This is a genomic window from Bacillus sp. DX4.1, from assembly GCF_030348195.1.
Classification (GTDB): Bacteria; Bacillota; Bacilli; order Bacillales; family Bacillaceae_G; genus Bacillus_A.
Map to the genome: position 1 here is coordinate 4,456,782 of NZ_JAUCFT010000008.1, position 22,215 is coordinate 4,478,996.

Annotated in this window: 22 protein-coding genes and 1 riboswitch; of the genes, 3 read left to right on the forward strand and 19 right to left on the reverse strand. The window is 37.8% G+C overall.

Annotation, left to right across the window (positions count from 1 at the left end; translation table 11 throughout):
• Positions 1-5: 5 nt before the first annotated feature.
• A complete protein-coding gene (gene lipA / locus QUF99_RS25795; RefSeq protein ID WP_289373888.1) occupies positions 6-902 on the reverse strand; it encodes a lipoyl synthase in 897 nt (298 codons plus the stop codon).
• A 330-nt stretch (positions 903-1,232) separates the two neighbouring features.
• Here lipA and QUF99_RS25800 point away from each other — a divergent pair, with 330 nt between their 5' ends.
• Positions 1,233-2,222, forward strand: a complete 990-nt coding sequence (locus tag QUF99_RS25800; RefSeq protein ID WP_289373890.1) for a M23 family metallopeptidase — start codon at positions 1,233-1,235, stop codon at positions 2,220-2,222.
• 85 nt (positions 2,223-2,307) lie between these two features.
• On the opposite strand, the gene yunB is transcribed toward QUF99_RS25800, so the two are convergent.
• The 5 genes from yunB to QUF99_RS25825 all read right to left on the reverse strand — a co-directional run bounded on the left by yunB (position 2,308) and on the right by QUF99_RS25825 (position 5,591).
• Complete coding sequence (yunB, locus tag QUF99_RS25805; RefSeq protein ID WP_289373892.1) at positions 2,308-3,045, reverse strand: sporulation protein YunB; 738 nt, start codon at positions 3,043-3,045, stop codon at positions 2,308-2,310.
• A 55-nt stretch (positions 3,046-3,100) separates the two neighbouring features.
• On the reverse strand, positions 3,101-3,403 hold the full coding sequence (locus QUF99_RS25810; RefSeq protein ID WP_289373893.1) for a YunC family protein: 303 nt from the start codon (positions 3,401-3,403) through the stop codon (positions 3,101-3,103).
• A 128-nt stretch (positions 3,404-3,531) separates the two neighbouring features.
• Positions 3,532-4,941, reverse strand: coding sequence for a bifunctional metallophosphatase/5'-nucleotidase (locus QUF99_RS25815; protein ID WP_289373894.1), 1,410 nt, complete (start codon positions 4,939-4,941; stop codon positions 3,532-3,534).
• Between the two features lie 261 nt (positions 4,942-5,202).
• Positions 5,203-5,376 carry a hypothetical protein gene (locus QUF99_RS25820; RefSeq protein WP_289373895.1) on the reverse strand — a complete coding sequence of 58 codons (174 nt, stop codon included), beginning with the start codon at positions 5,374-5,376 and terminating at the stop codon, positions 5,203-5,205.
• A 44-nt stretch (positions 5,377-5,420) separates the two neighbouring features.
• A complete protein-coding gene (locus QUF99_RS25825; protein ID WP_289373896.1) occupies positions 5,421-5,591 on the reverse strand; it encodes a hypothetical protein in 171 nt (56 codons plus the stop codon).
• 165 nt (positions 5,592-5,756) lie between these two features.
• Here QUF99_RS25825 and QUF99_RS25830 point away from each other — a divergent pair, with 165 nt between their 5' ends.
• Together QUF99_RS25830 and QUF99_RS25835 are read left to right on the forward strand one after the other, a co-directional pair.
• Entirely contained in the window at positions 5,757-6,173 is a 417-nt protein-coding gene (locus QUF99_RS25830; RefSeq protein ID WP_289373897.1) for a hypothetical protein, read from the forward strand.
• A gap of 12 nt (positions 6,174-6,185) precedes the next feature.
• Positions 6,186-11,162, forward strand: coding sequence for a DUF4132 domain-containing protein (locus tag QUF99_RS25835; protein WP_289373898.1), 4,977 nt, complete (start codon positions 6,186-6,188; stop codon positions 11,160-11,162).
• 76 nt (positions 11,163-11,238) lie between these two features.
• Here QUF99_RS25835 and sufB read toward each other — a convergent pair whose 3' ends face one another.
• The 13 genes from sufB to QUF99_RS25900 all read right to left on the reverse strand — a co-directional run bounded on the left by sufB (position 11,239) and on the right by QUF99_RS25900 (position 22,163).
• Positions 11,239-12,636 carry a Fe-S cluster assembly protein SufB gene (sufB, locus tag QUF99_RS25840; protein WP_286122539.1) on the reverse strand — a complete coding sequence of 466 codons (1,398 nt, stop codon included), beginning with the start codon at positions 12,634-12,636 and terminating at the stop codon, positions 11,239-11,241.
• Positions 12,637-12,691: 55 nt separating this feature from the next.
• Positions 12,692-13,123, reverse strand: coding sequence for a Fe-S cluster assembly sulfur transfer protein SufU (sufU, locus tag QUF99_RS25845; protein ID WP_289373899.1), 432 nt, complete (start codon positions 13,121-13,123; stop codon positions 12,692-12,694).
• Positions 13,113-14,333 carry a cysteine desulfurase SufS gene (gene sufS / locus QUF99_RS25850; RefSeq protein WP_289373900.1) on the reverse strand — a complete coding sequence of 407 codons (1,221 nt, stop codon included), beginning with the start codon at positions 14,331-14,333 and terminating at the stop codon, positions 13,113-13,115. The genes sufU and sufS overlap by 11 nt, the downstream gene beginning before the upstream one ends.
• A complete protein-coding gene (gene sufD, locus QUF99_RS25855) occupies positions 14,333-15,625 on the reverse strand; it encodes a Fe-S cluster assembly protein SufD (protein WP_289373901.1) in 1,293 nt (430 codons plus the stop codon). Before sufD ends, sufS begins: the two co-directional genes overlap by 1 nt.
• A 15-nt stretch (positions 15,626-15,640) precedes the next feature.
• The gene (gene sufC, locus QUF99_RS25860) at positions 15,641-16,426 is read right to left on the reverse strand and encodes a Fe-S cluster assembly ATPase SufC (protein ID WP_286122543.1); all 786 of its coding nucleotides are present in this window, start codon (positions 16,424-16,426) and stop codon (positions 15,641-15,643) included.
• 238 nt (positions 16,427-16,664) lie between these two features.
• Positions 16,665-17,471 carry a methionine ABC transporter substrate-binding lipoprotein MetQ gene (gene metQ / locus QUF99_RS25865; RefSeq protein WP_289373902.1) on the reverse strand — a complete coding sequence of 269 codons (807 nt, stop codon included), beginning with the start codon at positions 17,469-17,471 and terminating at the stop codon, positions 16,665-16,667.
• A 40-nt stretch (positions 17,472-17,511) separates the two neighbouring features.
• Complete coding sequence (locus QUF99_RS25870; RefSeq protein ID WP_289373903.1) at positions 17,512-18,177, reverse strand: methionine ABC transporter permease; 666 nt, start codon at positions 18,175-18,177, stop codon at positions 17,512-17,514.
• Positions 18,170-19,195 carry a methionine ABC transporter ATP-binding protein gene (locus QUF99_RS25875; protein WP_289373905.1) on the reverse strand — a complete coding sequence of 342 codons (1,026 nt, stop codon included), beginning with the start codon at positions 19,193-19,195 and terminating at the stop codon, positions 18,170-18,172. The genes QUF99_RS25870 and QUF99_RS25875 overlap by 8 nt, the downstream gene beginning before the upstream one ends.
• Before the next feature lie 377 nt (positions 19,196-19,572).
• A riboswitch (SAM riboswitch) is annotated at positions 19,573-19,680 on the reverse strand.
• 125 nt (positions 19,681-19,805) lie between these two features.
• Positions 19,806-20,150, reverse strand: coding sequence for a hypothetical protein (locus QUF99_RS25880; RefSeq protein ID WP_289373907.1), 345 nt, complete (start codon positions 20,148-20,150; stop codon positions 19,806-19,808).
• Between the two features lie 153 nt (positions 20,151-20,303).
• Positions 20,304-20,612 carry a thioredoxin family protein gene (locus QUF99_RS25885; protein WP_289373908.1) on the reverse strand — a complete coding sequence of 103 codons (309 nt, stop codon included), beginning with the start codon at positions 20,610-20,612 and terminating at the stop codon, positions 20,304-20,306.
• Between the two features lie 3 nt (positions 20,613-20,615).
• Entirely contained in the window at positions 20,616-20,960 is a 345-nt protein-coding gene (locus tag QUF99_RS25890; RefSeq protein ID WP_286122549.1) for a toprim domain-containing protein, read from the reverse strand.
• A 412-nt stretch (positions 20,961-21,372) separates the two neighbouring features.
• Positions 21,373-21,756: a glycine cleavage system protein GcvH gene (gcvH, locus tag QUF99_RS25895; RefSeq protein ID WP_289373909.1), complete on the reverse strand. Its 384-nt coding sequence runs from the start codon at positions 21,754-21,756 to the stop codon at positions 21,373-21,375.
• A 41-nt stretch (positions 21,757-21,797) separates the two neighbouring features.
• Positions 21,798-22,163 (reverse strand): arsenate reductase family protein, encoded by a 366-nt coding sequence (locus QUF99_RS25900; RefSeq protein ID WP_289373910.1) that lies wholly within the window; start codon positions 22,161-22,163, stop codon positions 21,798-21,800.
• Positions 22,164-22,215 lie beyond the last annotated feature (52 nt).

The following is a 22,215-nucleotide window of genomic DNA, read 5'->3' on the forward strand; positions in this document are numbered from 1 at the left end:
TCTCATTATTTTGCCTGTGCTATATTTTCTTTTGCAGAACGTACTTGCTCATCTGCATGATAAGAAGAACGAACAAGCGGACCAGCTTCACAGTGGCTAAAACCTTTACTAAGCGCAATTTCTTTTAACTCTGCAAATTCAGCTGGTGTGTAGTATTTAATAACTGGTAAATGTTTTTTAGATGGTTGTAAATATTGACCAAGTGTTAAGATATCCACATTGTTCGCACGTAAGTCGTCCATTGCTTCAATCAAATCTTCTCTTGTTTCACCTAATCCCACCATAATACTTGATTTCGTTGGGATATCAGGTTGCATTTCTTTTGCACGACGTAAAAACTCTAATGAACGAGGATATTTTGCTCTAGCGCGAACTCGATCAGATAATCGACTTACTGTTTCAATGTTATGGTTTAAAATATCCGGACGTGCATCCATTAGCATTTTTAAGTTCTCTTCTACACCGCCCATATCAGATGGTAAAACTTCAATAGACGTAAACGGATTTTTACGACGAACAGCACGCACTGTTTCGGCAAATATTGCTGCTCCGCCATCTTTTAAATCATCACGTGCAACTGCTGTTATAACAACGTGTTTTAAGCCCATGTGTTCTACAGAATCTGCTACGCGTTCTGGCTCTTGTAAATCAAGCTCCGTTGGTAGGCCTGTTTTAACCGCACAAAAACGACAAGCACGTGTACAAACCGCACCTAAAATCATAAACGTTGCTGTTTTTCTAACAGCCCAACATTCGTGAATGTTGGGACATTTTGCCTCTTCACAAACTGTATGAAGCTTTTTAGAGCGCATCATTTTCTTTAAGCCTGTATAGTTTTCATTTGTATTTAACTTAATTTTCAACCATTCGGGCTTGCGCTTGTATTCTGTTTGTTTTGTCATGTTATCAACTCCGCACAATATGAAATAGTTTACCGCGTTCGCTTCTTTCAATGTAACATATCTATTCTATCGTATGAAAGCGATTTGCTCAAATGAAGATTCTAATTAAGCGAGACTTCCATCAGCGTCCCCCGCTGATGATTAGTTGAACCATTCGGGCTTTTACGTACAGTTTATCCCCCACCTAACTTCTTTTCTTTTTACAGAATTTTAATGTGGGATATCGCTGCCCTCGAATAGCGGGAGAAGTTTTCCCAATGATTCCCTATAATGAAATATCTCGTATATCCCACACTAAAGAGAGTGATGTTGTGAAAGGAGTTCATTTTCATGCTTCGAAAACTTTTCCTACTGCTTTCTATTTGTTTTCTTCTTCAGCAAGGAGTTGTGTACGGTGAAGCCGATCAACAAAACATATATGAGAAGCGCATGACACTATATAAAGAAACCGAACAAACTTCCGGCGTCCCTTGGTATTATTTTGCCGCAATTGATCAGTATGAGCAAAATATTCGCAGCGTACGTCGTGATATTCCGAAAAAAACCGATGCCATCATTTCTATTTATTTCAAACCAGAAATATGGGCTGGACCCGCCAATTCCACGTACAATGATACATTACCCCATACCATTTCTTTATTTGGAGGAATTGGCTTAGATGGTAATCATGATGGATTCGCAAATTCAAATCATGATCGGGATATTTTATATACAATGGCTTCCATTTTAAGAAAGCAAGGGACGAAAGAAGATCATATTAAAATTATGCTTTGGGAATATTATCAACGCGCCAAAACGGTTGAATTAATTATGGGTTATGCTCGTATGTATGAACATTACGGTCGTATTAACCTAGAAGGAAACGCTTTTCCTCTTCCCGTTCGTAGCGATCATAGCTACCGCAGTACATTTGGGGCTGGACGTAGCTTTGGCGGGAGGCGCATGCATGAAGGAACCGATATTTTTGCAGGATATGGGGTACCTGTTAGATCGACTTGCTATGGCATTATTGAAACAAAAGGCTGGAATCGTCTCGGTGGCTGGCGTATTGGCATTCGTGATTTATATAATAACTATCACTATTACGCACACTTAGGTGGTTTTTCCAAACAGATAGAGCTTGGACAAATTGTAGAACCTGGAACCGTGATTGGCTTTGTTGGCAGCACAGGCTATGGCCCTCCCGGCACAGCGGGTAAATTCCCGCCCCATTTGCATTTCGGACTATATAAAGACAATGGCTACAGTGAGTGGGCCTTTGATCCATATATGCATTTAAGTCTATGGGAACGAAAAGAACGCGCAAATTTAAAAAGATAACCGCAGCTGCATAGCTGCAGTTATCTTTTATATTCCACCAGACATAATGAGTATACCTAAAAACGCAATTTAAAAAGCGGATAGCTTACTCATCCGCTTTTTTGTCTTTATTATTCGGTACGACAACGCTCCCGCTTCCATAGTATGCAGGTACTTCTCCTTGCACGATTCGCGTCGCAATGGGAATATGCTGTTTCACTGTGATTTCCTTTGTGCGAAATGGGATAATCACTTGTAACGTCACATCCACTTCCATCACAATCTTAATAGCTGTATTGTTAATACCATGCTGTTCAATCTTCTGTTTAATATCTGTACCCACATGACCGATTGTTGTAAAGTCAATCGGAATATCCGGCCCTATGTTACCAAGCAACGCATTGTCTGTTATTCGTCCAAGAGGGACCGACATCGATGCCCCTCCTTCTTCTAGAAGACCGAGTGCTTTCACATCACCGTTCTCCACTTGATGCAAATATTTCTCTATGTACGTTGTAGTTGATGTTAAAATCTCATTCACTTGCTTTGTATTTAAATCAATTGTTGATACTTTTCCATTCTTATCATTTTGAACCTTCATTAATGAATCGACATCAAATCCTTCATTAATCCGATCCTTCACCGCTTTTGTCATAACAACGGTTGCCATTTTCTTCGTCTGCATTTCTGCATATTTTATCAATGTAGGCTGAATATTTTTATTCACAAGCCATAATCCTTGCAGAGTTAGCAGCAAAAAAATGATAAACGAAATAAGCAACACATACTGAAAAGGAAGCGGTCCTTTTCGAAATCGCGAAGCTTTTGGGCGAAATGCACGCATAGCAAATCCCTCCTTCTTATTTTATTTCTATGCAAGAAAGAGGGACGATATATACTTATATCATTTTTAATAACGCATCTTTTCCAATTGTTCCAGCTGAAATTCCTAATGCCTCTGCTCCGATTGTTACAGATTCAAGTGGTGCCTCTAACAGCTGTTCAATGGTTCTAACGCCAACCGCACGGCCAGCAAGAATCCCGCGGTCACCTAGCTTTTCATTTAATAACCCAACATCCAAAGCCCCGCACATAATATATCCTTTATCGCTCATAACGGCGAGCAAGTTTGTCTTTGGCAGCTTGACGCTAACTGCTATAAATGTATGATTATCAATGATAATCGGTTCAACATTTACCATCGTTCACACTCCTCTCTTCTTTTATCTTTATGAAAGGATAAAAATGAGTGTGACAAATGAAAAAACTGTCGATTTGCTGCTTTTCGACAGTTTATGAAAATTAATAAATATCGTATTACAAAGATGCTCTATAATTTTATAGATGATGCATATGTCAGTAATGTCTCTGTTAAAACATCACGTAATAACTCTGGCATATAGTATTGCTTTTCAGGGAGGGTTGCTAGTTCTGGGTATAAATAACCGAACGTGAACATATCAATTGTTCCGACTGTATATACTCTCTCTAAATCCAACGACTCTCCGTTAATCAATACATCTTCTAATAAAATTTTATTTCCTGGAATCGTATCCGGTATCACTTCTACGCCATCATAAATCATTTTCCCCATGACTTTTCCGCGAAAGCCTAATCCTTTTACTTCGAGTTGTTCCATATTGGGGCGACGTGCCTTTAAAATAATCTCTCGCAATGTCTTCCCTTTCATTTGAAGGCTGCACGGGTTAATGGGATGTGGACAAATACGATGGATATCTCCTCGTGTTACAACCCCTTCATCTAACCCCTCTAATAATACACCTGCGTTGACCATTCCAATTTCAGCACTGCACCATTTTCTTAGCGTGCTTGCTAACATATGGGCAAACTGTGTCTCCTGAAACCAATCAATAGGCAACGGTTCTTTTAAATCAACGATTGGTTCTGCCATAAGCAGCTGGCTTTCTTTCTGCAATGCTTCAATAGATGGCAACTCATCTCCATATGCATTCAGACGCTTTACGCTAATCGCTCTTCCATCTTTTTTTATTACTCGTTTCATCACTGGATCCACTGTAAGCTGCACATGACCTACGTAATGTCCCCACTTCTCTCCGCAGCAAAGAAGCGTTCCATTGACAAGTACACCGCGCTCAAACAAATGGTGCGTATGTGCCCCCAAAATGATATCAATATTATAATTCTCAGCCATATGTTCATCTGCATGCTTCCCAAGGTGGGAGAGAACAACCGTAATATCTGCTTTTCCCTTCACTTCTTCCAAAATTGACTCTAAATGCAAAATCGGGTCTTCAATATGCCAGTCTAATACTGCATAAAAGTCAGGATAAGCCACTGTTAAGCCTATAAAAGCAATTGTCATTCCATTCTCTAACTCTTGAAGTATATATGGTTTTGCCCAACTTGGACGTGTTCCATCCATTTCAAATAAGTTAGCCACTAGCACTTCAAAATTAGCTTCATCATATAAGTGATCTAACTGCTCTTTTGCTAACGTAATGCCTTCGTTATTTCCAATCGTTACATAATCATATAACGCTTCATTTAATAATTTTGTATTTCCTTTTCCATTTGTCGCTTCTGTTATGTTATGAAAACGATCAACATGATCGCCAATATCTAACGTAAACACTGTTTCTCCTGCCGCATGACGACGCTTTTTCTCTTCTAACACAAACCGAGAAATTTGTGGCCAATTTTCAAAATGACTATGTATATCGTTTGTATGATAAAGGTGAATGATTGTTTCTTTATCCATATTCAGAGAAAAAACCTCCTCTCAATTCCTTACTGCTTTTTTACGCTATATACAAGCAAGAATCCTGTAAATACTTTTCGCCTTTTCTTGCTATTTTCATCTCATTTATCCATTGTACTCTCATTGAATGAAAAAGCAAAAAGATACCTTTCAATTAGAAAATTTTTACAATAAATGTACGGAGGTGACTCATTTGTCTAACAAATATAGCTTTCTCTCTCTATGGATTACATTAGCTGGAGTTGTTTTATTTTCGCTTAGTTATGCTCTTGCGGCAAATTCAAACTTTTTACCAATCATTTTCTTTTTTACTAGCATCGCTTGCATCATCCTCGGCCTCATATTCAGCATGATCGCCATAAACAAAAACGAACCAAGCAAATGGAAGTTTGTAAGTATTTTTGTTCCACTTCCGACGATATATTTACCACACACTAAAAAAGCGCCCTGTGTGACAGGGCGCTTCCACTTTTCTTTTATTATCCAGTTCCAGCGGCTAGAATGCTCGGTGGCTTCGCTTCTTCCTGCGAGGCAAAGAACGCCTCTACGTCAGAACCTCCATCCCCCTCACACTCTAAACGAGCCGCTTCCACTTTAAATATTAACCAATAGAACCTTCCATTTCGAATTTGTTTATTTTCACCAATCATATCGAATCAAAACAAAATGTTTATATATCAATGTTTTTGTAAATTAGCTAATCAAATTGAATCATAATAAAAAACTATTGTTCATTTTTTAAGAATTATTAAAAAACGAATAGACCTAACATGTATTTTTTTGTATATTAGAATAAAAAACAACGGGGGATTTGTTTGAAGATTTATACACGTGTAAAGTCCATCGGGAAACGCAGACCCGTTTTACAATTGCAAGAATTAGAAATCGGGCAAATGACGAATTTACGTGAATTAATTATCGAAATCGTGACACAACAAGTAAAGGTCTATAATGAAAAGCCGCTGGAAGAAGCGCTTTGGATTTATCTTGTGTATGAAGATTTAGAAGAAGCAGCACGAAATGGCAGGGTTGGTTTTGGTGAGCGTAAAAATGAAAATCAACAGGATTTGAATGAAGCGATTCAAAATGCGATTCAAAGTTTTGAGGATGGGCTTTATTGTGTACTCGTAGGTGATGAAGAAATAAGCGATTTGGATGCACCTTTAGATTTAAAGGACGAGGATGTTTTAACATTTATTCGATTAACAATGCTTGCAGGGAGAGCTTGGTAAGGAGAGAAGATTATGAATGAAACATTGCTACAACAATTAGAGGGCAAAAGTCTTGAGATTGTAAAAAACATTATGGGAATCGAGGAATTGGCCGAGAAAAATCATCAAATTTATCAATACGATAAGATTTCAAACTTTGCATTGACACTAAAAAGTGAAAATACCACACAAATTGAAACACTTTGGGAGCAGGGACTAGGGGTAGCGGTTGGAGCAATTATTGATGATGAGAAGCAGGTAAAGGAATTTTACGGTTTTTTAGAACAATTAAGGACAATCTCTTATCAAGTTGGATATTATCGACGTTCTTATAAGTCAGAAAAGCCTGTCGTCGATCATGCCCATACGATTGCTGCTCTTTTAGTTGCGTTACCACATAATAATAAGGTAGATGTTCTAGATGTCTTGATGAATTTATCTCAATTTCAACATCAATATTCGGGTGCGATTACGTGGTATGCACATAAAAAAACAAATGTGAAAGTTGTGACGACTGCTTATTTTCTTGCCAAAGTTACATACGAATTGCGTCAAAAGAATCGTGTTTATGAAGAAGCAGTTGAGGAAATTTTATTTGGTGAAAATCAAGTTGCAACATTACGGCATGCGATTATTCAAGCCATCGTTCAAAGTGATAATGAACGCATGATTGAAGGGCTTGGAAAATTATTGCTTGCCGCAAAACGCCAAGAGGGGCTTCGTCAGGCTATACTTGAAACGGTTGATCGCGGAACCTTATCATCATTAATTTATTTTATGCGCTTGATTCAGGAACATGATTTGATTCGTTTTTCTTCTGTACAACGTGCAATCAGCACATGGATGGGACTTGGCTATGAGGTGGAAGATAAAAAAATTATTGGAAAAACATTTACGACTGCACTTGCATTATTTGAAGGCGATATGATCTATGAGGAATGCATCGAATCGGAGGATTTGATTTTAAATTATGCGGCACTTTGGTCAAAAGCAACGCAATCAAAAGAACTTGTCTTAGAAGAAGTACAAAAGTTATTAGGAAAGAAAAAACATCAGCAATTATCTGCATTGTATTTCTTAAAAACGTTGCAAGATCATGAGATTGCTTATCCTCTTGTAGAGCCTTTAATTTTTCAAACAGAGGATTTAGATGTGTTAGCTTTTGCATTACCATTCTTAATTCCAACAAATGCAAGTATGCGTTATCCTTCATATAATCATGTATTTTATGAAGGGAAGCTTCAAGAAGACTATCATTTCATGCTTCATTTTTCAGAAGAATTATATAAGCGTATTCATACCATTCGTGAACAATTGAAAAATGTGAGCCATACGATAGAAGGAAAGCCTTTCCCATGGATTCATACGGAATTATCAAAAGAGTTTTTATGGAATCTCGCTATGTTGATTGCTCATGTTCAACAGAACCAAGAATGGATGACGGAAATTTTACAGCATGCAGATGAGATGTCATCTGATAATCGCGCGAATTTATTAAGCTTTTTGCCAAAAACAATTCAATCTCCTACAGAGCGACAATTTTTATTTAATACATTAAAAGATCGAAGCCTATCTAATCGTGAAGAAGCATTACAAAAGATTAGAACGCTAACATTGGATGAAGAAGAACGTCAGCAAATCGTACAAATTTTGGCACTGAAAACAGGAAGCTTACGTCAACTTGCTTTAAAGATTTTGATTGCACAAGATGATGAGTTTTTGAAAGAAACGATTCCAACACTTTTAGCTGATCGCAAACAGGATGTGCGACTTGGCGGTTTAAGCCTCTTATCAACGATACTAAAAGAAGAGCGCTGTACGCAAGAAGATATAGCGGTCTATACAGAAAAATTAGCAAAACCAACAGCAAAGGAAGTTACGATAATAGAAGATTTATTAAAGGCAGATACACATCAATACACAAGAAAAAATGGCTTCGGCTTATATAAGCCTGATTATGACACATCAAAGATTCCGAGATTACAAGAAGTTGAACCAATTTATCTACAGGCTCTTATGGACTTTGATGTGGATGTCTTAATGGAAAAAATGAAAAAATTATCAGATTTAATCCATGAGAATCGCATGTATGCATATGAAACGGCAAACATGGAAGGGACAAGAATTGAGTTGCTTTTAGGGAATCAGCGAATTGCCCCTTTATATGATCATGCAGAAGAATTTAGAAAAGAGCCGTATTTGCATCACTATCCACTCGCGGATTTGTGGAAGACTTGGATGGAAGAAGTGAAATTAACATGGTGGGATTGTCAATATATCCAGCTTTATAAGTATAAAAGTTATTATAGTAAGCGCTCTTGGAAAGAAACGGTTCATCCAGAAGCTTTTCCATTATTTGAGCAACTTTTTGATTTAGAAAAAGCTGATAAGTTAAATCAATTATTTAGCGAATTGCCTTATACGCCGACAATCAATCAGTTACTTTCTATAATGCAACGAAAGTTCCTATTTGAAAAAGAAGAAAATGTTTTTTATTTTTTCTACCAGGCTTGTATCGAGATTTTCCAAAAGGTTGATTTGAAGGACTGGCATACGAAAAATATCCTTTCATCATGGGGCGATCCTAATCCATTTCATGAGCATCGTTTGATTGAAAGTTATTTTAGACAGCTCAAAGTTACAGAATTAACAGATGCAGATTTTGAAAAAAGATTAGCAGTTCATTGGGAACTTACTCAACGTATGCAAAAAGAAAACGAAGAAAAATTAGCAATTATTAACCTTGAAATTGAAGAATTCTGCCGTGCTATTGATTTAGGCTTGTTAACAGAGGATGCACTATTTGCCAAAATTTTTCAAAAAAACCAATTAGCGAATGCGTTAGAAGTCATTTTTGAACGTTCGAAACGTGAAGCGTTACAGAAAAAATATCCTTTCATTGAAGAAATCTATGAACGAATCATGACACGTCTATTAGAAATTGAATTGACACGTGGCGATTCAGAAACTGAAGTGAGTAGCTTTATTTCGAGAAATTTCCGCGAAGTAGTTGGTGTCAAAACATTTGTGAATCTCCTTGTTTTGATGGACGGTTTAAAATATGTTCGAGGTTATACATGGAGTTCGGAATATACGAAACGTGAGATTTTTTCCGAATTGATGAAGATAAGCTCGCCTAAAAAAGAGGAGACGGTTGAAGATTTAAAAGCTGCACTTGTACCGTATAAAATCGAAGATGAACGATTATTGGATGCGATGATGTATTCTCCAAAATGGATTCCACTTGTAAGTGAATATGTAGGATGGAAAGGATTATTGAGCACTGCATGGTATTTCAAAGCGCATGCATCAGACGATACAAACTCTTACGAAATGAATGTCATTAGTCATTATTCAAGCTTGTCTAAAGAAGATTTTAATGATGGTGTTTTTGATTTGAATTGGTTCAAAGAAGCATACAAAGAGATCGGTAAAAAACGATTTAATCAAGTATATGAAAGTGCAAAATATGCTTCAGAAGGTTCTAATCATCGTCGAGCACAATTGTTTGCAGATGCGGTACTAGGGAAATTACGTCTAAAACCTTTATTAGAAGAAATTGAAGACAAGCGAAATAAAGATAAATTGCGCTGTGTTGGATTAATCCCGTTAAGCAAACGAATTCCTGAAAAAGATGCATGGAAACGATACAAATTTTTACAAAAATTCTTGAAGGAGAGCAAACAATTTGGTGCACAACGGCGGGAAAGTGAAGGCTTGGCTGTTCGAGTAGCATTAGCGAATTTAGCACGAAACGCAGGGTTTGATGATGTGACACGCTTTATCTGGAAAATGGAGTTGTTTAGCTTAAAAGAGCGTGCAGCTTACATGAAACCTACGCAGATTGAAGATGTCGAAATGTGGTTAGAGGTTGATTCATTAGGAGTCGCTCAACTCATTGTCCAAAAAGAAGGAAAAACATTAAAGTCTGTGCCTACTCGTTTGAAAAAGAATGCGAAGGTCGTGAAGTTTCAAGAAATTCGAAAAGAAATGCGTGAGCAACAAAAACGCTCCAAAAAATCATTGGAAGAGGCGATGGAAACAAGTACAGCTTTTCAATTTGGCGAACTTCAAGAATTGCTTCGACATCCTGTTATTGCACCTTTATTAAAGACATTAGTTGTAAAAGTGGACCAGCATCTAGGGTATGTTAAAGAAGATGGATTGCTTATACTAAAAGGTGGTTTATTGCAAATTGATGCAGACGAAACAGCAATTTTAGCGCATCCTTATCATCTTTATGAAGCTAAGCAATGGCGTGCTTTCCAACATGATCTTTTTGAAAAAGAAATGAAACAACCATTTAAACAAGTATTCCGCGAGTTGTATTTAGTGAATGCGGATGAACGGGAAGCAACAAAATCAAGAAGATATGCGGGGCATCAAATTCAACCTCAAAAAACGGTGGCTTTATTAAAAAATCGACAATGGCGTGTAACGTACGATGCAGGCTTACGAAAAATTCATTATGATGCAGATATTGTTGCAACGCTCTATGCGATGTGTGATTGGTTTACACCTGCTGATATCGAAAGTCCAACTTTAGAATATGTTTATTTCTATCATCGTAGAACAGATAAGACACTTCATTTAGAAGATATTCCACCGATTGTGTATTCAGAAATTATGCGAGATGTGGATCTAGTTGTGAGTGTTGCACATGTTGGTGGCGTCGATCCAGAAGCAAGTCATTCGACAATCGAAACGCGTGCAGCAATCGTAGAAGAATTAATGAAACTTCTAAAAATCGACAATGTTTCGGTGAAAGGCCATCATGCCATTATTCAAGGGAAACTTGGAGAGTATTCGATTCACTTAGGGAGTGGTGTCATTCATCAAATCGGTGGACAAATGATCCCAGTCATCGCTGTGCCTTCGCAGCATCGAGGACGGATCTTCCTACCATTTGCTGACGAAGATCCACGTACAGCAGAAATTATGTCGAAAATTCTATTGTTTAGTGAAGACGAGAAAATTAAAGATCCAATGATTTTAGAAAATATCCAATAAAAAATGATGGGGCTGTCTAATAAGTCCCTAAAATAAAGCCCGTCACAGACGTTAATGTGACGGGCTTTTTGAGGTCTTAACCGATAGAACCTTCCATCTCAAACTTAATCAGACGGTTCATTTCTACTGCGTATTCCATTGGAAGTTCGCGAGTGAATGGCTCGATGAAGCCCATTACGATCATTTCTGTAGCTTCTTGCTCAGAAATACCGCGGCTCATTAGGTAAAATAATTGTTCTTCTGATACTTTTGATACTTTTGCTTCGTGCTCAAGTGAAACGTGATCGTTTTTGATCTCGTTGTAAGGAATTGTATCAGATGTAGATTGGTTATCCATAATTAACGTGTCACATTCGATATTAGAGCGAGAGTTTGTCGCTTTTGGTCCGAATTGTACGATACCACGGTATGTTACTTTACCACCATGTTTTGCAATCGATTTAGAAACGATTGTTGAAGATGTGTTTGGTGCTAAATGAATCATTTTCGCACCAGCATCTTGGTGTTGGCCTTTACCAGCAATCGCGATAGATAATGTTAAACCACGAGCGCCTTCGCCTTTTAAGATAACAGCTGGATATTTCATCGTTAATTTAGATCCGATGTTACCGTCAATCCATTCCATCGTTGCGTTCGCATCACAAACCGCACGCTTTGTAACTAGGTTAAATACGTTGTTCGCCCAGTTTTGGATTGTTGTATAACGGCAATATGCATCTTTCTTAATGATGATTTCTACTACCGCACTATGCAGTGAGTTTGTTGTGTAAACAGGTGCTGTACAACCTTCTACGTAATGTACGTGTGCGCCTTCGTCTACGATAATAAGCGTACGCTCGAATTGTCCCATATTTTCAGAGTTAATACGGAAATACGCCTGAAGTGGTGTATCAACTTTTACACCTTTTGGAACGTAGATGAATGATCCACCAGACCAAACTGCAGAGTTTAACGCTGCAAATTTATTATCCGTTGGTGGGATTGTTTTTCCAAAATGCTCACGGAAAATATCTTCGTTCTCTTTTAACGCGCTATCTGTATCTTTGAAGACGATTCCTAAAGCTTCTAGGTCTTCCTTCATGTTGTGGTATACAACTTCAGATTCGTACTGTGCAGATACACCCGCTAAATATTTTTGCTCAGCTTCTGGAATACCTAATTTATCAAATGTTGCTTTAATTTCATCAGGTACTTCATCCCAAGACTTTTCAGATTTCTCAGATGGTTTTACGTAGTACGTAATTTCATCGAAATCTAAGTCGTTTAAGTCGCCGCCCCATTGTGGCATTGGCATTTCATAGAAGTAATCCAGTGATTTTAAACGGAAGTCTAACATCCACTGTGGTTCTTCTTTCATACGTGAAATCTCTTCTACGATTTCTTTTGTTAAACCGCGTTTTGAACGAAAAATCGAAACGTCTTTGTCCTTGAAACCATATTTATAATCGCCGATATCTGGCATTTGCTTCGCCATGTTGGTATGTCCCTCCTTAGATAACCTCGTGTTTAGGAACCCATCTACTTTAACATTACTTCTCTTCGTTTAAACCTTTTTCTAACGCTTTCCAAGCTAATGTTGCACATTTGATACGTGCTGGGAACTTGCATACGCCTTGTAATGCTTCAATATCTCCTAAATCTACGCTGTCATCATACTCTTTTCCTAGCATCATATCAGAGAAAATTTTAGATAGCTTTAATGCTTCTTCAATTTTCTTTCCTTTTACTGCTTGCGTCATCATCGAAGCTGAAGACATGGAGATGGAACATCCTTCTCCTTCAAACTTCGCCTCTTGTACAATACCCTCTTCTACTTTCATCGTAAGTTGAATACGATCACCACAAGTTGGATTGTTCAAGTTAACCGTAACACTATCTTCTAACACGCCATTGTTACGTGGATTTTTATAATGATCCATAATAACTTGACGATATAACGTATCTAAATTATTAAATGACATTTGTGAAATACTCCTTCGTTTTCATTAGCGCTTCAACAAATGTATCGATTTCTTCTTTTGTATTATATAAGTAGAAGCTTGCACGCGCTGTAGAAGAAGCTTTCAACCACTTCATTAATGGCTGTGCACAGTGATGTCCGGCACGAACCGCGATACCTTCTACGTCTAATACTGTCGCAACATCGTGCGGATGTACTTCGTCAATATTGAATGTAACAAGACCAGCACGATGCTTTGGACCATAAATTGTAACGCCATCTACTTCTGATAGTCTTTCTAATGCGTACTGCGCTAATTCATGCTCATGCTTTTCAATATTATCAAGACCGATTTCTTCTAGGAAATCAATTGCAGCTCCAAGACCGATTGCATTACCGATAATCGGCGTACCTGCTTCAAACTTCCATGGAAGCTCTTTCCATGTAGAATCTTGCAAGCCTACGAAATCGATCATTTCACCGCCGAATTCAACTGGCTCCATATTTTCAAGCAATTCTTTCTTACCATATAATACGCCGACACCTGTAGGCCCGCACATTTTATGAGCGGATAATGCGTAGAAATCACAGTTTAAATCTTGTACATCCACTTTCATATGCGGTGTACTTTGTGCACCATCAACGATCATGATTGCACCGTTCTGATGTGCGATTTCTGCAATTTCCTTTACAGGATTAATCGTTCCAAGTACGTTAGAAACATACATGATGGAAACGATTTTTGTATTTGGCGTAATCGTTTGACGAGCGTCTTCCAATGAAATCGTTCCGTCTGTTTGAAGCGGAAGATATTTTAATGTTGCGCCTGTTTTCTTCGCAACTTGTTGCCACGGGATAATGTTACTATGATGCTCCATGTAAGAGATGACGATTTCATCGCCTTCTTTTACATTTTCCATACCATAGCTTGCTGCTACTGTATTTAATGCAGTTGTTGTTCCGCGCGTGAAAATAATCTCTTCCATAGATTTCGCATTAATAAACTTGCGAACTTTCTCGCGTGCGCCTTCATACGCATCGGTTGCTTTCGTACCGAGCGTATGAACACCGCGATGTACGTTAGAGTTATATTCTTTATAGTAACGTTCTAACGTTTCAATGACTTGAATTGGTTTTTGAGAAGTTGCCGCACTATCGAAATATACAAGTTGTTTGCCGTTCACCTTTTGATCAAGAATTGGAAACTGTTTGCGTATTTCATGAATATTCATTAGCGAACTTTCCTTTCAATTACCTCAACAAGCTGTGCTTTTACTCCTTCAATTGGAAGCTCATTTACTACAGGTGCTAAAAATCCATGGATGACTAAACGTTCTGCCTCTTGCTTCGGAATACCACGGCTCATCAAGTAGTATAGTTGCAATGGATCTACGCGGCCTACAGAAGCTGCGTGACCTGCCATTACATCGTCTTCGTCGATTAAAAGAATTGGGTTTGCATCCCCACGTGCTTTTTCATTTAACATAAGAACGCGAGAAGATTGTTGTGCATTTGATTTAGATGCACCGTGTTCAATCTTACCAATTCCGTTAAAGATAGATGTTGCGCTATCTTTTTGTACACCGTGTTTTAAAATAAAGCCTTCAGAGCTTTTACCGAAGTGAACAACTTTTGTTGTAAAGTTTTGTGTTTGGTTACCACGGCCAATTGTTACTGTTTTTGTATCAGCAAATGATCCGTCGCCCATTAAGTTCGTTACGTTCTCTGAAATTGTATTTCCGTCATTCATAAGGCCTAATGCCCATTCTAGACGGCCGTCGCGTCCAACAATACCGCGGCGATTCACGTAAGTTGTTACGTCTTTCGCTAATAGATCAACCGCACCGAATTTCACTTGTGCACCTTGTTCTACGATTACTTCTGCCACGATATTTGCAATACCTGTAACAGTTTCATTCGCCACGTAGTTTTCTACATATGTTGCAGAACTGTTTACATCTGCAACAAATAATACGTGGTTATAAACATTTGCTTCTTCACCGTCTACTAAAAATACAGCTTGAAGTGGCGTTTCAAGAACAACGTTTTTCGGAACATATACGAATGCACCGCCGTTGATTAACGCAGCATGAAGTGCTGTTAAACGATGCTCATCCACTTTCACGCCATCTTTCATTAAATACTTTTGTAAGAGTTCAGCATGCTCAGTTGCAGCTGTTACGATATCTGTAAAAATAACGCCTTTTTCTTTTGCTTCATCTGCTAAAGAAACGAATGCATTTGTACCAGTACGTCCTACAAGTACGCTATTATTTGTATCAATTAACTTTTGCACTGCTTCTGGAAGTTCCTCTAAAGAACTTACAGGCTCTTGCTTAGCAGTGTGGCCTTTTCCAACAAAATCCCATTTATCAATTTTTGTTTTATCAGGCTTTGGCATTGGAAGTTCAGTTGCTTGTGCAAGAGCTTGTAAGCGGAACTCAGTCAACCAAGCAGCTTCGTTTACTTCGCTTGCGCGCTGACGGATTGTTTCTTGATCGAAAGGTAATGTACCGATTGTCATGTTTATGCTCCTCTCTTACGCTTCTTGCTCTTCTGTTTCGTCTTCAATACCTAATTCTTTTTTAATCCAGTCGTAACCTTCAGCTTCTAGACGTTGTGCAAGCTCAGGACCACCAGATTTAACAACACGGCCGTTCATCATAACGTGAACATGGTCTGGCGTGATGTAGTTTAATAAACGTTGGTAATGCGTGATCATTAAGCAACCGAAATCTTCACCGCGCATTTGGTTGATACCTTTAGATACAACTTTTAATGCATCAATATCAAGACCTGAGTCAATTTCATCTAAAATTGCAATTTTTGGCTCAATCATCATTAATTGAAGAATTTCGTTACGTTTTTTCTCACCGCCCGAGAAACCTTCATTCAAGTAACGTTGTGCCATTTCTGGATCCATTTCTAGGAATTCCATGTTTTTATCTAATGTACGGATAAATTTCATAAGAGAAATTTCTTCGCCTTCTTCGCGGCGTGCATTAATTGCAGAACGTAAGAAGTCAGCGTTTGTTACTCCGCTAATTTCGCTTGGATATTGCATTGCTAGGAATAGACCAGCTTGTGCACGCTCATCTACTTCCATTTCTAATACATCTTCACCGTCAATGATGATGCTACCTTGTGTTACTTCATATTTTGGGTGACCCATAATTGCAGAAGATAAAGTTGATTTACCTGTTCCGTTAGGTCCCATGATTGCGTGGATTTCTCCACCCTTCACTTCAAGGTTTACACCCTTTAAAATTTCTTTACCGTCGATTGATACATGTAAGTCTTTAACCGTTAATGTAGAACCAGCCATCTCAATACCTCCAATAATCCTCTATATACATTTTAAAAATTCCTAAAACGTTCACATTCTCATTTTATTCTCATTCTAATTTTATATCAAATAAAATGATATCGCAAACCCTAAGAAAAAGTAACCATTTTTCCACAAATATATATAGTATTCTCTCTCACATTCTATTATGATACACCTTTCTTCTTATTTATATAAAGAAAAAAGGGCTAGCATTTGCCAGCCCTCTCCTTACATATTATTCTTTTACAGGAATAACTGCTCCTTTATATTCTTTGTTAATAAAGTCTTCGATTTCTTTAGAATGCAACACTTCTACAAGTGCTTTAATTTCCTTCTTATCTTTATCACCTTTACGAACTACTAATACGTTTGTATATGGAGAATCGTTGCCTTCAATTGCGATCGCATCTTTTTCTGGATTTAATTTTGCATCAATTGCGTAGTTAGAGTTAATTAAAACAGCATCGCCTTCTTTGTTGTTATACACTTGTGGTAATAAACCAGGCTCAATATCTGTTTTGAATTTCAGATTTTTCGGATTTTCTGCAATATCTTTTACAGTTGCTTTTACAGGTTCTACACCATCTTTAATTTTCAAAATACCTTCTTTTTGTAAGATCGCTAAACCACGTCCATGATCAGTAATAGAGTTACTCATAATAATTGTTGCTCCATCTGGAAGGTCTTTTAAACTTTTATATTTTTGAGAATACACACCGATTGGTTCTAAATGAACTTTACTCGCTATTTCAAACTTATAACCTTTATCTTTCATTTCTTTCTCTAAGTACGGAATGTGTTGGAAATAGTTTGCATCTATCTCTTTATCCGCTAATGATTTATTCGGTAATACGTAATCTTGGAATTTTTTAATTTCTAATTTTACACCTTTTTTCTCAAGTAACGGTTTTGCCTTTTCTAAAATGACAGCGTGCGGCACGTTTGAAGCCCCGACAACCAGCTTATCTTCACTTTTTCCTCCACAAGCAGCTAACCCAAAAATTGACGTTGTAATAAGTGCTGTAAGTAATAATTTTTTCATGTTATAAACACCCTTTCCCTTTTTTAAGTAGATGTATTTTTTATCGTTTATCAATTCGATTTGTAACAAAATCACCAATCCACTGAATAAGAAAAACAACTAGTAGAACACAAATTGTCGCAACGATTGTCACGTCATTATTCCCGCGCTGGAATCCTTCTAAGTAAGCAAGTGTACCAAGTCCTCCGGCACCAACAACGCCTGCCATTGCTGTATAACCAACGAGAGCAATCGTCGTAACGGTAATACCGGAAACAAGCGCTGGCAATGATTCTGGTATAAATACTTTCCAAATAATTGTGCTCGTTTTTGCTCCCATCGCTTTTGAAGCTTCGATAACTCCTTTGTCAATTTCGCGAAGGGCAATTTCAACCATTCTTGCATAGAACGGTGCTGCCCCAATAATTAAGGCTGGTAGTGCTGCACTCGCCCCAAGAATTGTTCCAAGAATAAGCTTTGTGAATGGAATAAGTAAAATAATTAAAATGATAAACGGGATAGAACGAAAGATATTTACAAACGTTCCAATTACAGAATTAACTGTTTTATTTTCCCATAAATTACCTTTGGATGTCATAAAGAGCAACAACCCAAGAATGAGGCCAAATATAAATGTTGCTATTGCGGCAATTGCCGTCATGTATACAGTTTCTCCAATTGCTTGAATCATTGCATCCCAATCAATATTTTGAAAGAACTTATCCATGTGCAATCACCTCCAACTCTACTTGTTGTTGTCTAATTCCTTTGATTGCTTGTTGAACTGCTGCATCATCCCCATTCAAATGAACGATTAAATTCCCATACGATCCATTTGTCGTTTGTGCAATATTCCCTTGTAATACGCTAACTTCTATATCCTCACGTCTCATTAATCGCTGTAATACAGGTTGTTCTACTGAATCACCGATAAACTGTAAACGAATGACTTTTCCATCTGGATATTTGGCCAATAAACTTTCAATTGTTTCATTTGTGTCTTCCGAATCTGTTAATTGCTTTACAAATCGCTTTGTAATTTCTTGCTTTGGATCACGGAATACATCAAGTACACTACCGCTTTCAACAATTTTTCCTTTTTCCATTACCGCAACGCGATGACAAATTTTTCGAATGACGTGCATTTCATGTGTAATCAATACGATTGTTAAGCCAAGGCGTTTATTAATATCTAATAATAAGTCTAGAATTTGATCTGTTGTTTCTGGATCAAGTGCAGATGTTGCTTCATCACATAGCAGTACTTTTGGATCATTCGCTAATGCTCTGGCAATACCCACGCGCTGCTTTTGACCACCACTTAATTGAGATGGATAAGCATCTCCCCTGCCTTCTAATCCGACAAGACCAATTAACTCATCAACACGCTTTCTACGCTTTTCTTTTTCCACTCCTGCAATTTCAAGTGGAAAAGCAATATTTTCGCGCACAGTCCGTGACCAAAGTAAGTTAAAGTGTTGAAAAATCATTCCGATTTCTTGTCTGGCCTTTCGAAGCTCATTCCCTGTAATAGCAGAAATAACACGGTCAGCTATTGTAATTTGACCCGAAGTTGGTTTCTCTAATTGATTAAACAAACGAATTAAAGAACTTTTTCCGGCACCGCTATATCCGATAACACCAAAAATTTCACCTTTTTCTATTTTTAAATTGGCGTCATCTACAGCAGTTACATCACCACTTTTTGATTTATATATTTTCTTTACGTTCTCCAATAAAATCATGTTGTTTCACCCCTTTTTGTTTAAAAAGCGTAAGCAGCTCGTTCAGAATGTGAGGGGGATGGAGCTTCTGACGTAGAGGCGCTTTTTGCCTCGTAGGAAGAAGCGAAGCCACCGAACATTCTAGCTGCTAAAGCTGGATTCCTTAAAAAGCGTAAGCAGCTTGTTCAAAACCGTAGGACATTGGAGCTCTCGACCGAGAAAGCGAAATGACCGGAGGTTCTAGCCGCTGGAGCTAGATCTTTGAAAGCACACGCGGCTTTCTATCTCTGAAAAGCTTTCTCTGTTACCGAATGTCCTCCTCATTCAGACAACAAAAAAACCTTTCTGCTTTTGGAATGAGCAGAAAGGTTTACATGTATATATACCATTATCCTTTCCTCTCATCTCTCAAAGCATTCGCTTTGCAGGAATTGGCACCATTTCAACATAAGTTGACGGTTGCCGGGTTTCATCGGGCTCAGTCCCTCCACCTCTCTTGATAAGAGAAATCAGATTCAAATTTCGTCTGATTTGTAATTTATGAAATTGTCTTTATTTTATGAAATGAATTGTATCAACATACGAATTATATGTCAACAGAAACTTTCGGAAAAAATGAAACTTCTGAATATTAAGCACCTACTCGTAATGGCTTACATATATGAAATACGGATTCTAATAATAACATTGTGCGATACGTCCCATTATATTGAACACGTCCGCTGTGCAACAGCGTTTGTAATCTTACGTTTCCAGTCACTAACCGTCGTAAGTCGTCTTCATAAAAACAAACGACCTGTTCTGTTCCCATTGACCCTTTCAAGATTTGTATGTATTCTCTTGAAATTTGGAGCGAATAACATTCATCATGAAGCGTAAAACTAATTGTTTTTTCACCTTGTCGAAGCAGGGGCTCCAGGTGATACTGGGCATTAGCATATGTTACAAATGATTGAAGCAACGAATATAATTTCATTCCAATCACATCCTTCACATCACTTTCTACCTAATACCATTCCATCCTGATCAAAAGCAATCCTTTTACTTTTTCTCGACAAATATTGGATGATTTCCACTTCTCTAGTTATATTTCCCCAGAAATATGTCGAGGCGGCAATATTATTGCCGCCTATTGTAATTCTGTATATAAATATTCAACCGAATGAAACGCATATATTTTCTTTATCAGTGTCCCCTGTTCAAATACAAGTAAGCAAGGTACACTTTCTATTGCATATTCCCGTGCCAAATATGGAGCATAATTTAAATCTAGCATTCCAATTTTCAAATCAGATATGGTAGCTTCTACAACTGTTAGCATCTTTTTTGCTAATTGGCATGTTCCACACATTGGTGTATACACATACAACACTGTTCTTTCTTGGTCTGCTATTAGAGCTACAGCTTCATCACCTGTCCAGTCAATCACTTCTATCATTCCTTACCGTAAATATTCTGTGTAAACGTCAATGTCAGCGCCCCATAGTACGTTCGCTAAATGATTAGAAGGAGCAGTCGCTACTTCACGATACGAACGATCAATGTATATATGTTCTGCTTGCGGAAATTCTCGGCGAAACTGCTTTCTAAGCTTTTCACCAGCATCATCTGCATCAACCAAAACATACACTTCCTTATCAAAAAACTGATCAATGAACTCATCCATTTTCGACAAACCAATTGTACCATTTGTACAAACAATTTCCACCGGTTCTCGAATAATAGATTCAATCTTTCTTCTATCTGACTTACCTTCGACAATAATGACTTTTTCTACATAGACCATTTGTCATCACCCGATCACCATAAACTATAATACAACCTCACCTTAGTATATAGTATATTCGTTCTTTTCATGTTGTTTCCTGTTTATTTTTGAAATGAAATGTGGAAGCGGCTCGTTTAGAACAAGAGGGCGTTGGAACTCCTGACGTAGAGGCGCTTTTTGTCTTCTCGTGCGGAAGGTTCTTAGACATGAGGGGCTAGGACAAAGAAAAGCGGAAGCGGCTTGCTTAGAATGTGAGGACGTTGGAGCTGTTGGCTAAGGCCTCGACCGAAAGTCATATGAAGGTTTAGATGCGGATCAAACGATGAATTTATTTTAAAAAAACATACAGTGAAACTTTGATTAGTTAAGCCAATCGGGCTATTCGCAGGATAAAAATAAAAAGGACAGCGAATTCGCTGTCCTTTTTATCTTAGTCTTGGTTTGTCATTTCTGCGTATTGTTCTGCAGTTAATAACTCTTCTACTTGACCTGCATCAGCAAGTTCAACTTTAACCATCCATGCACCTTCGTATGGAGATTCGTTAACAAGCTCTGGTTGGTCGCTTAGATTTTCGTTTACTGCTACAACTTTACCACTTACAGGTGCGTATAATTCAGAAACTGTTTTAACAGATTCTACACTTCCGAATGGCTCGTCAGCTTCAATTGTTGCACCAACTTCAGGAAGTTCTACGAATACGATATCGCCTAACTCACTTTGTGCGAAATGAGTAATACCGATAACAACTTGGTTGCCTTCAGTTTTTACCCATTCGTGTTCTTCAGAGTAACGTAAATGATTTGGAATGCTCATGACTGTACCTCCACTGAATGTATTAATTATGTAAAAATACCTTATTGGTACTTTTTCCACACGCTTTCAAATTGCTCTTCATTAAAACCAAGTGTTACATCATTTCCATCTGTTACAATTGGACGTTTGATCAACATGCCATCAGAAGCTAGTAAATCTAACATTTCGTCTTCACTTGCCTCTTTTAACTTATCCTTTAAACCAAGCTCACGGTAACGCATTCCACTTGTATTGAAGAATTTTTTTAATGGCAATTCACTTTTTGCATGTAAATTACGTAAATCTTCTTTAGAAGGTGGAGCCTCAACAATATGAATCATTTCATATGCCACATCGTTTGCTTCAAACCATTTCTTTGCTTTTTGACATGTACCGCATTTTGGATATGAATAAAATGTTACTGACATACATTCACCTACTTTTACTAACCTTTACCTTTATCATATAGAAAACATTTTA

Coding starts and splice junctions, on each gene's coding strand:
- yunB (WP_289373892.1), bottom strand. CDS start 3,045: ATGCGTGCATTTCGCCCAAAAGCTTCGCGATTTCGAAAAGGACCGCTT.
- QUF99_RS25835 (WP_289373898.1), top strand. CDS start 6,186: ATGAATGAAACATTGCTACAACAATTAGAGGGCAAAAGTCTTGAGATT.
- QUF99_RS25890 (WP_286122549.1), bottom strand. CDS start 20,960: ATGGTCTATGTAGAAAAAGTCATTATTGTCGAAGGTAAGTCAGATAGA.
- gcvH (WP_289373909.1), bottom strand. CDS start 21,756: ATGAGCATTCCAAATCATTTACGTTACTCTGAAGAACACGAATGGGTA.
- sufU (WP_289373899.1), bottom strand. CDS start 13,123: ATGTCATTTAATAATTTAGATACGTTATATCGTCAAGTTATTATGGAT.
- sufC (WP_286122543.1), bottom strand. CDS start 16,426: ATGGCTGGTTCTACATTAACGGTTAAAGACTTACATGTATCAATCGAC.
- QUF99_RS25880 (WP_289373907.1), bottom strand. CDS start 20,150: ATGAAATTATATTCGTTGCTTCAATCATTTGTAACATATGCTAATGCC.
- QUF99_RS25875 (WP_289373905.1), bottom strand. CDS start 19,195: ATGATTTTATTGGAGAACGTAAAGAAAATATATAAATCAAAAAGTGGT.
- QUF99_RS25825 (WP_289373896.1), bottom strand. CDS start 5,591: ATGATTGGTGAAAATAAACAAATTCGAAATGGAAGGTTCTATTGGTTA.
- QUF99_RS25885 (WP_289373908.1), bottom strand. CDS start 20,612: ATGATAGAAGTGATTGACTGGACAGGTGATGAAGCTGTAGCTCTAATA.
- sufB (WP_286122539.1), bottom strand. CDS start 12,636: ATGGCGAAGCAAATGCCAGATATCGGCGATTATAAATATGGTTTCAAG.
- QUF99_RS25900 (WP_289373910.1), bottom strand. CDS start 22,163: ATGTCAGTAACATTTTATTCATATCCAAAATGCGGTACATGTCAAAAA.
- lipA (WP_289373888.1), bottom strand. CDS start 902: ATGACAAAACAAACAGAATACAAGCGCAAGCCCGAATGGTTGAAAATT.
- metQ (WP_289373902.1), bottom strand. CDS start 17,471: ATGAAAAAATTATTACTTACAGCACTTATTACAACGTCAATTTTTGGG.
- QUF99_RS25800 (WP_289373890.1), top strand. CDS start 1,233: ATGCTTCGAAAACTTTTCCTACTGCTTTCTATTTGTTTTCTTCTTCAG.
- QUF99_RS25815 (WP_289373894.1), bottom strand. CDS start 4,941: ATGGATAAAGAAACAATCATTCACCTTTATCATACAAACGATATACAT.
- sufS (WP_289373900.1), bottom strand. CDS start 14,333: ATGAATATTCATGAAATACGCAAACAGTTTCCAATTCTTGATCAAAAG.
- sufD (WP_289373901.1), bottom strand. CDS start 15,625: ATGACAATCGGTACATTACCTTTCGATCAAGAAACAATCCGTCAGCGC.
- QUF99_RS25870 (WP_289373903.1), bottom strand. CDS start 18,177: ATGGATAAGTTCTTTCAAAATATTGATTGGGATGCAATGATTCAAGCA.
- QUF99_RS25810 (WP_289373893.1), bottom strand. CDS start 3,403: ATGGTAAATGTTGAACCGATTATCATTGATAATCATACATTTATAGCA.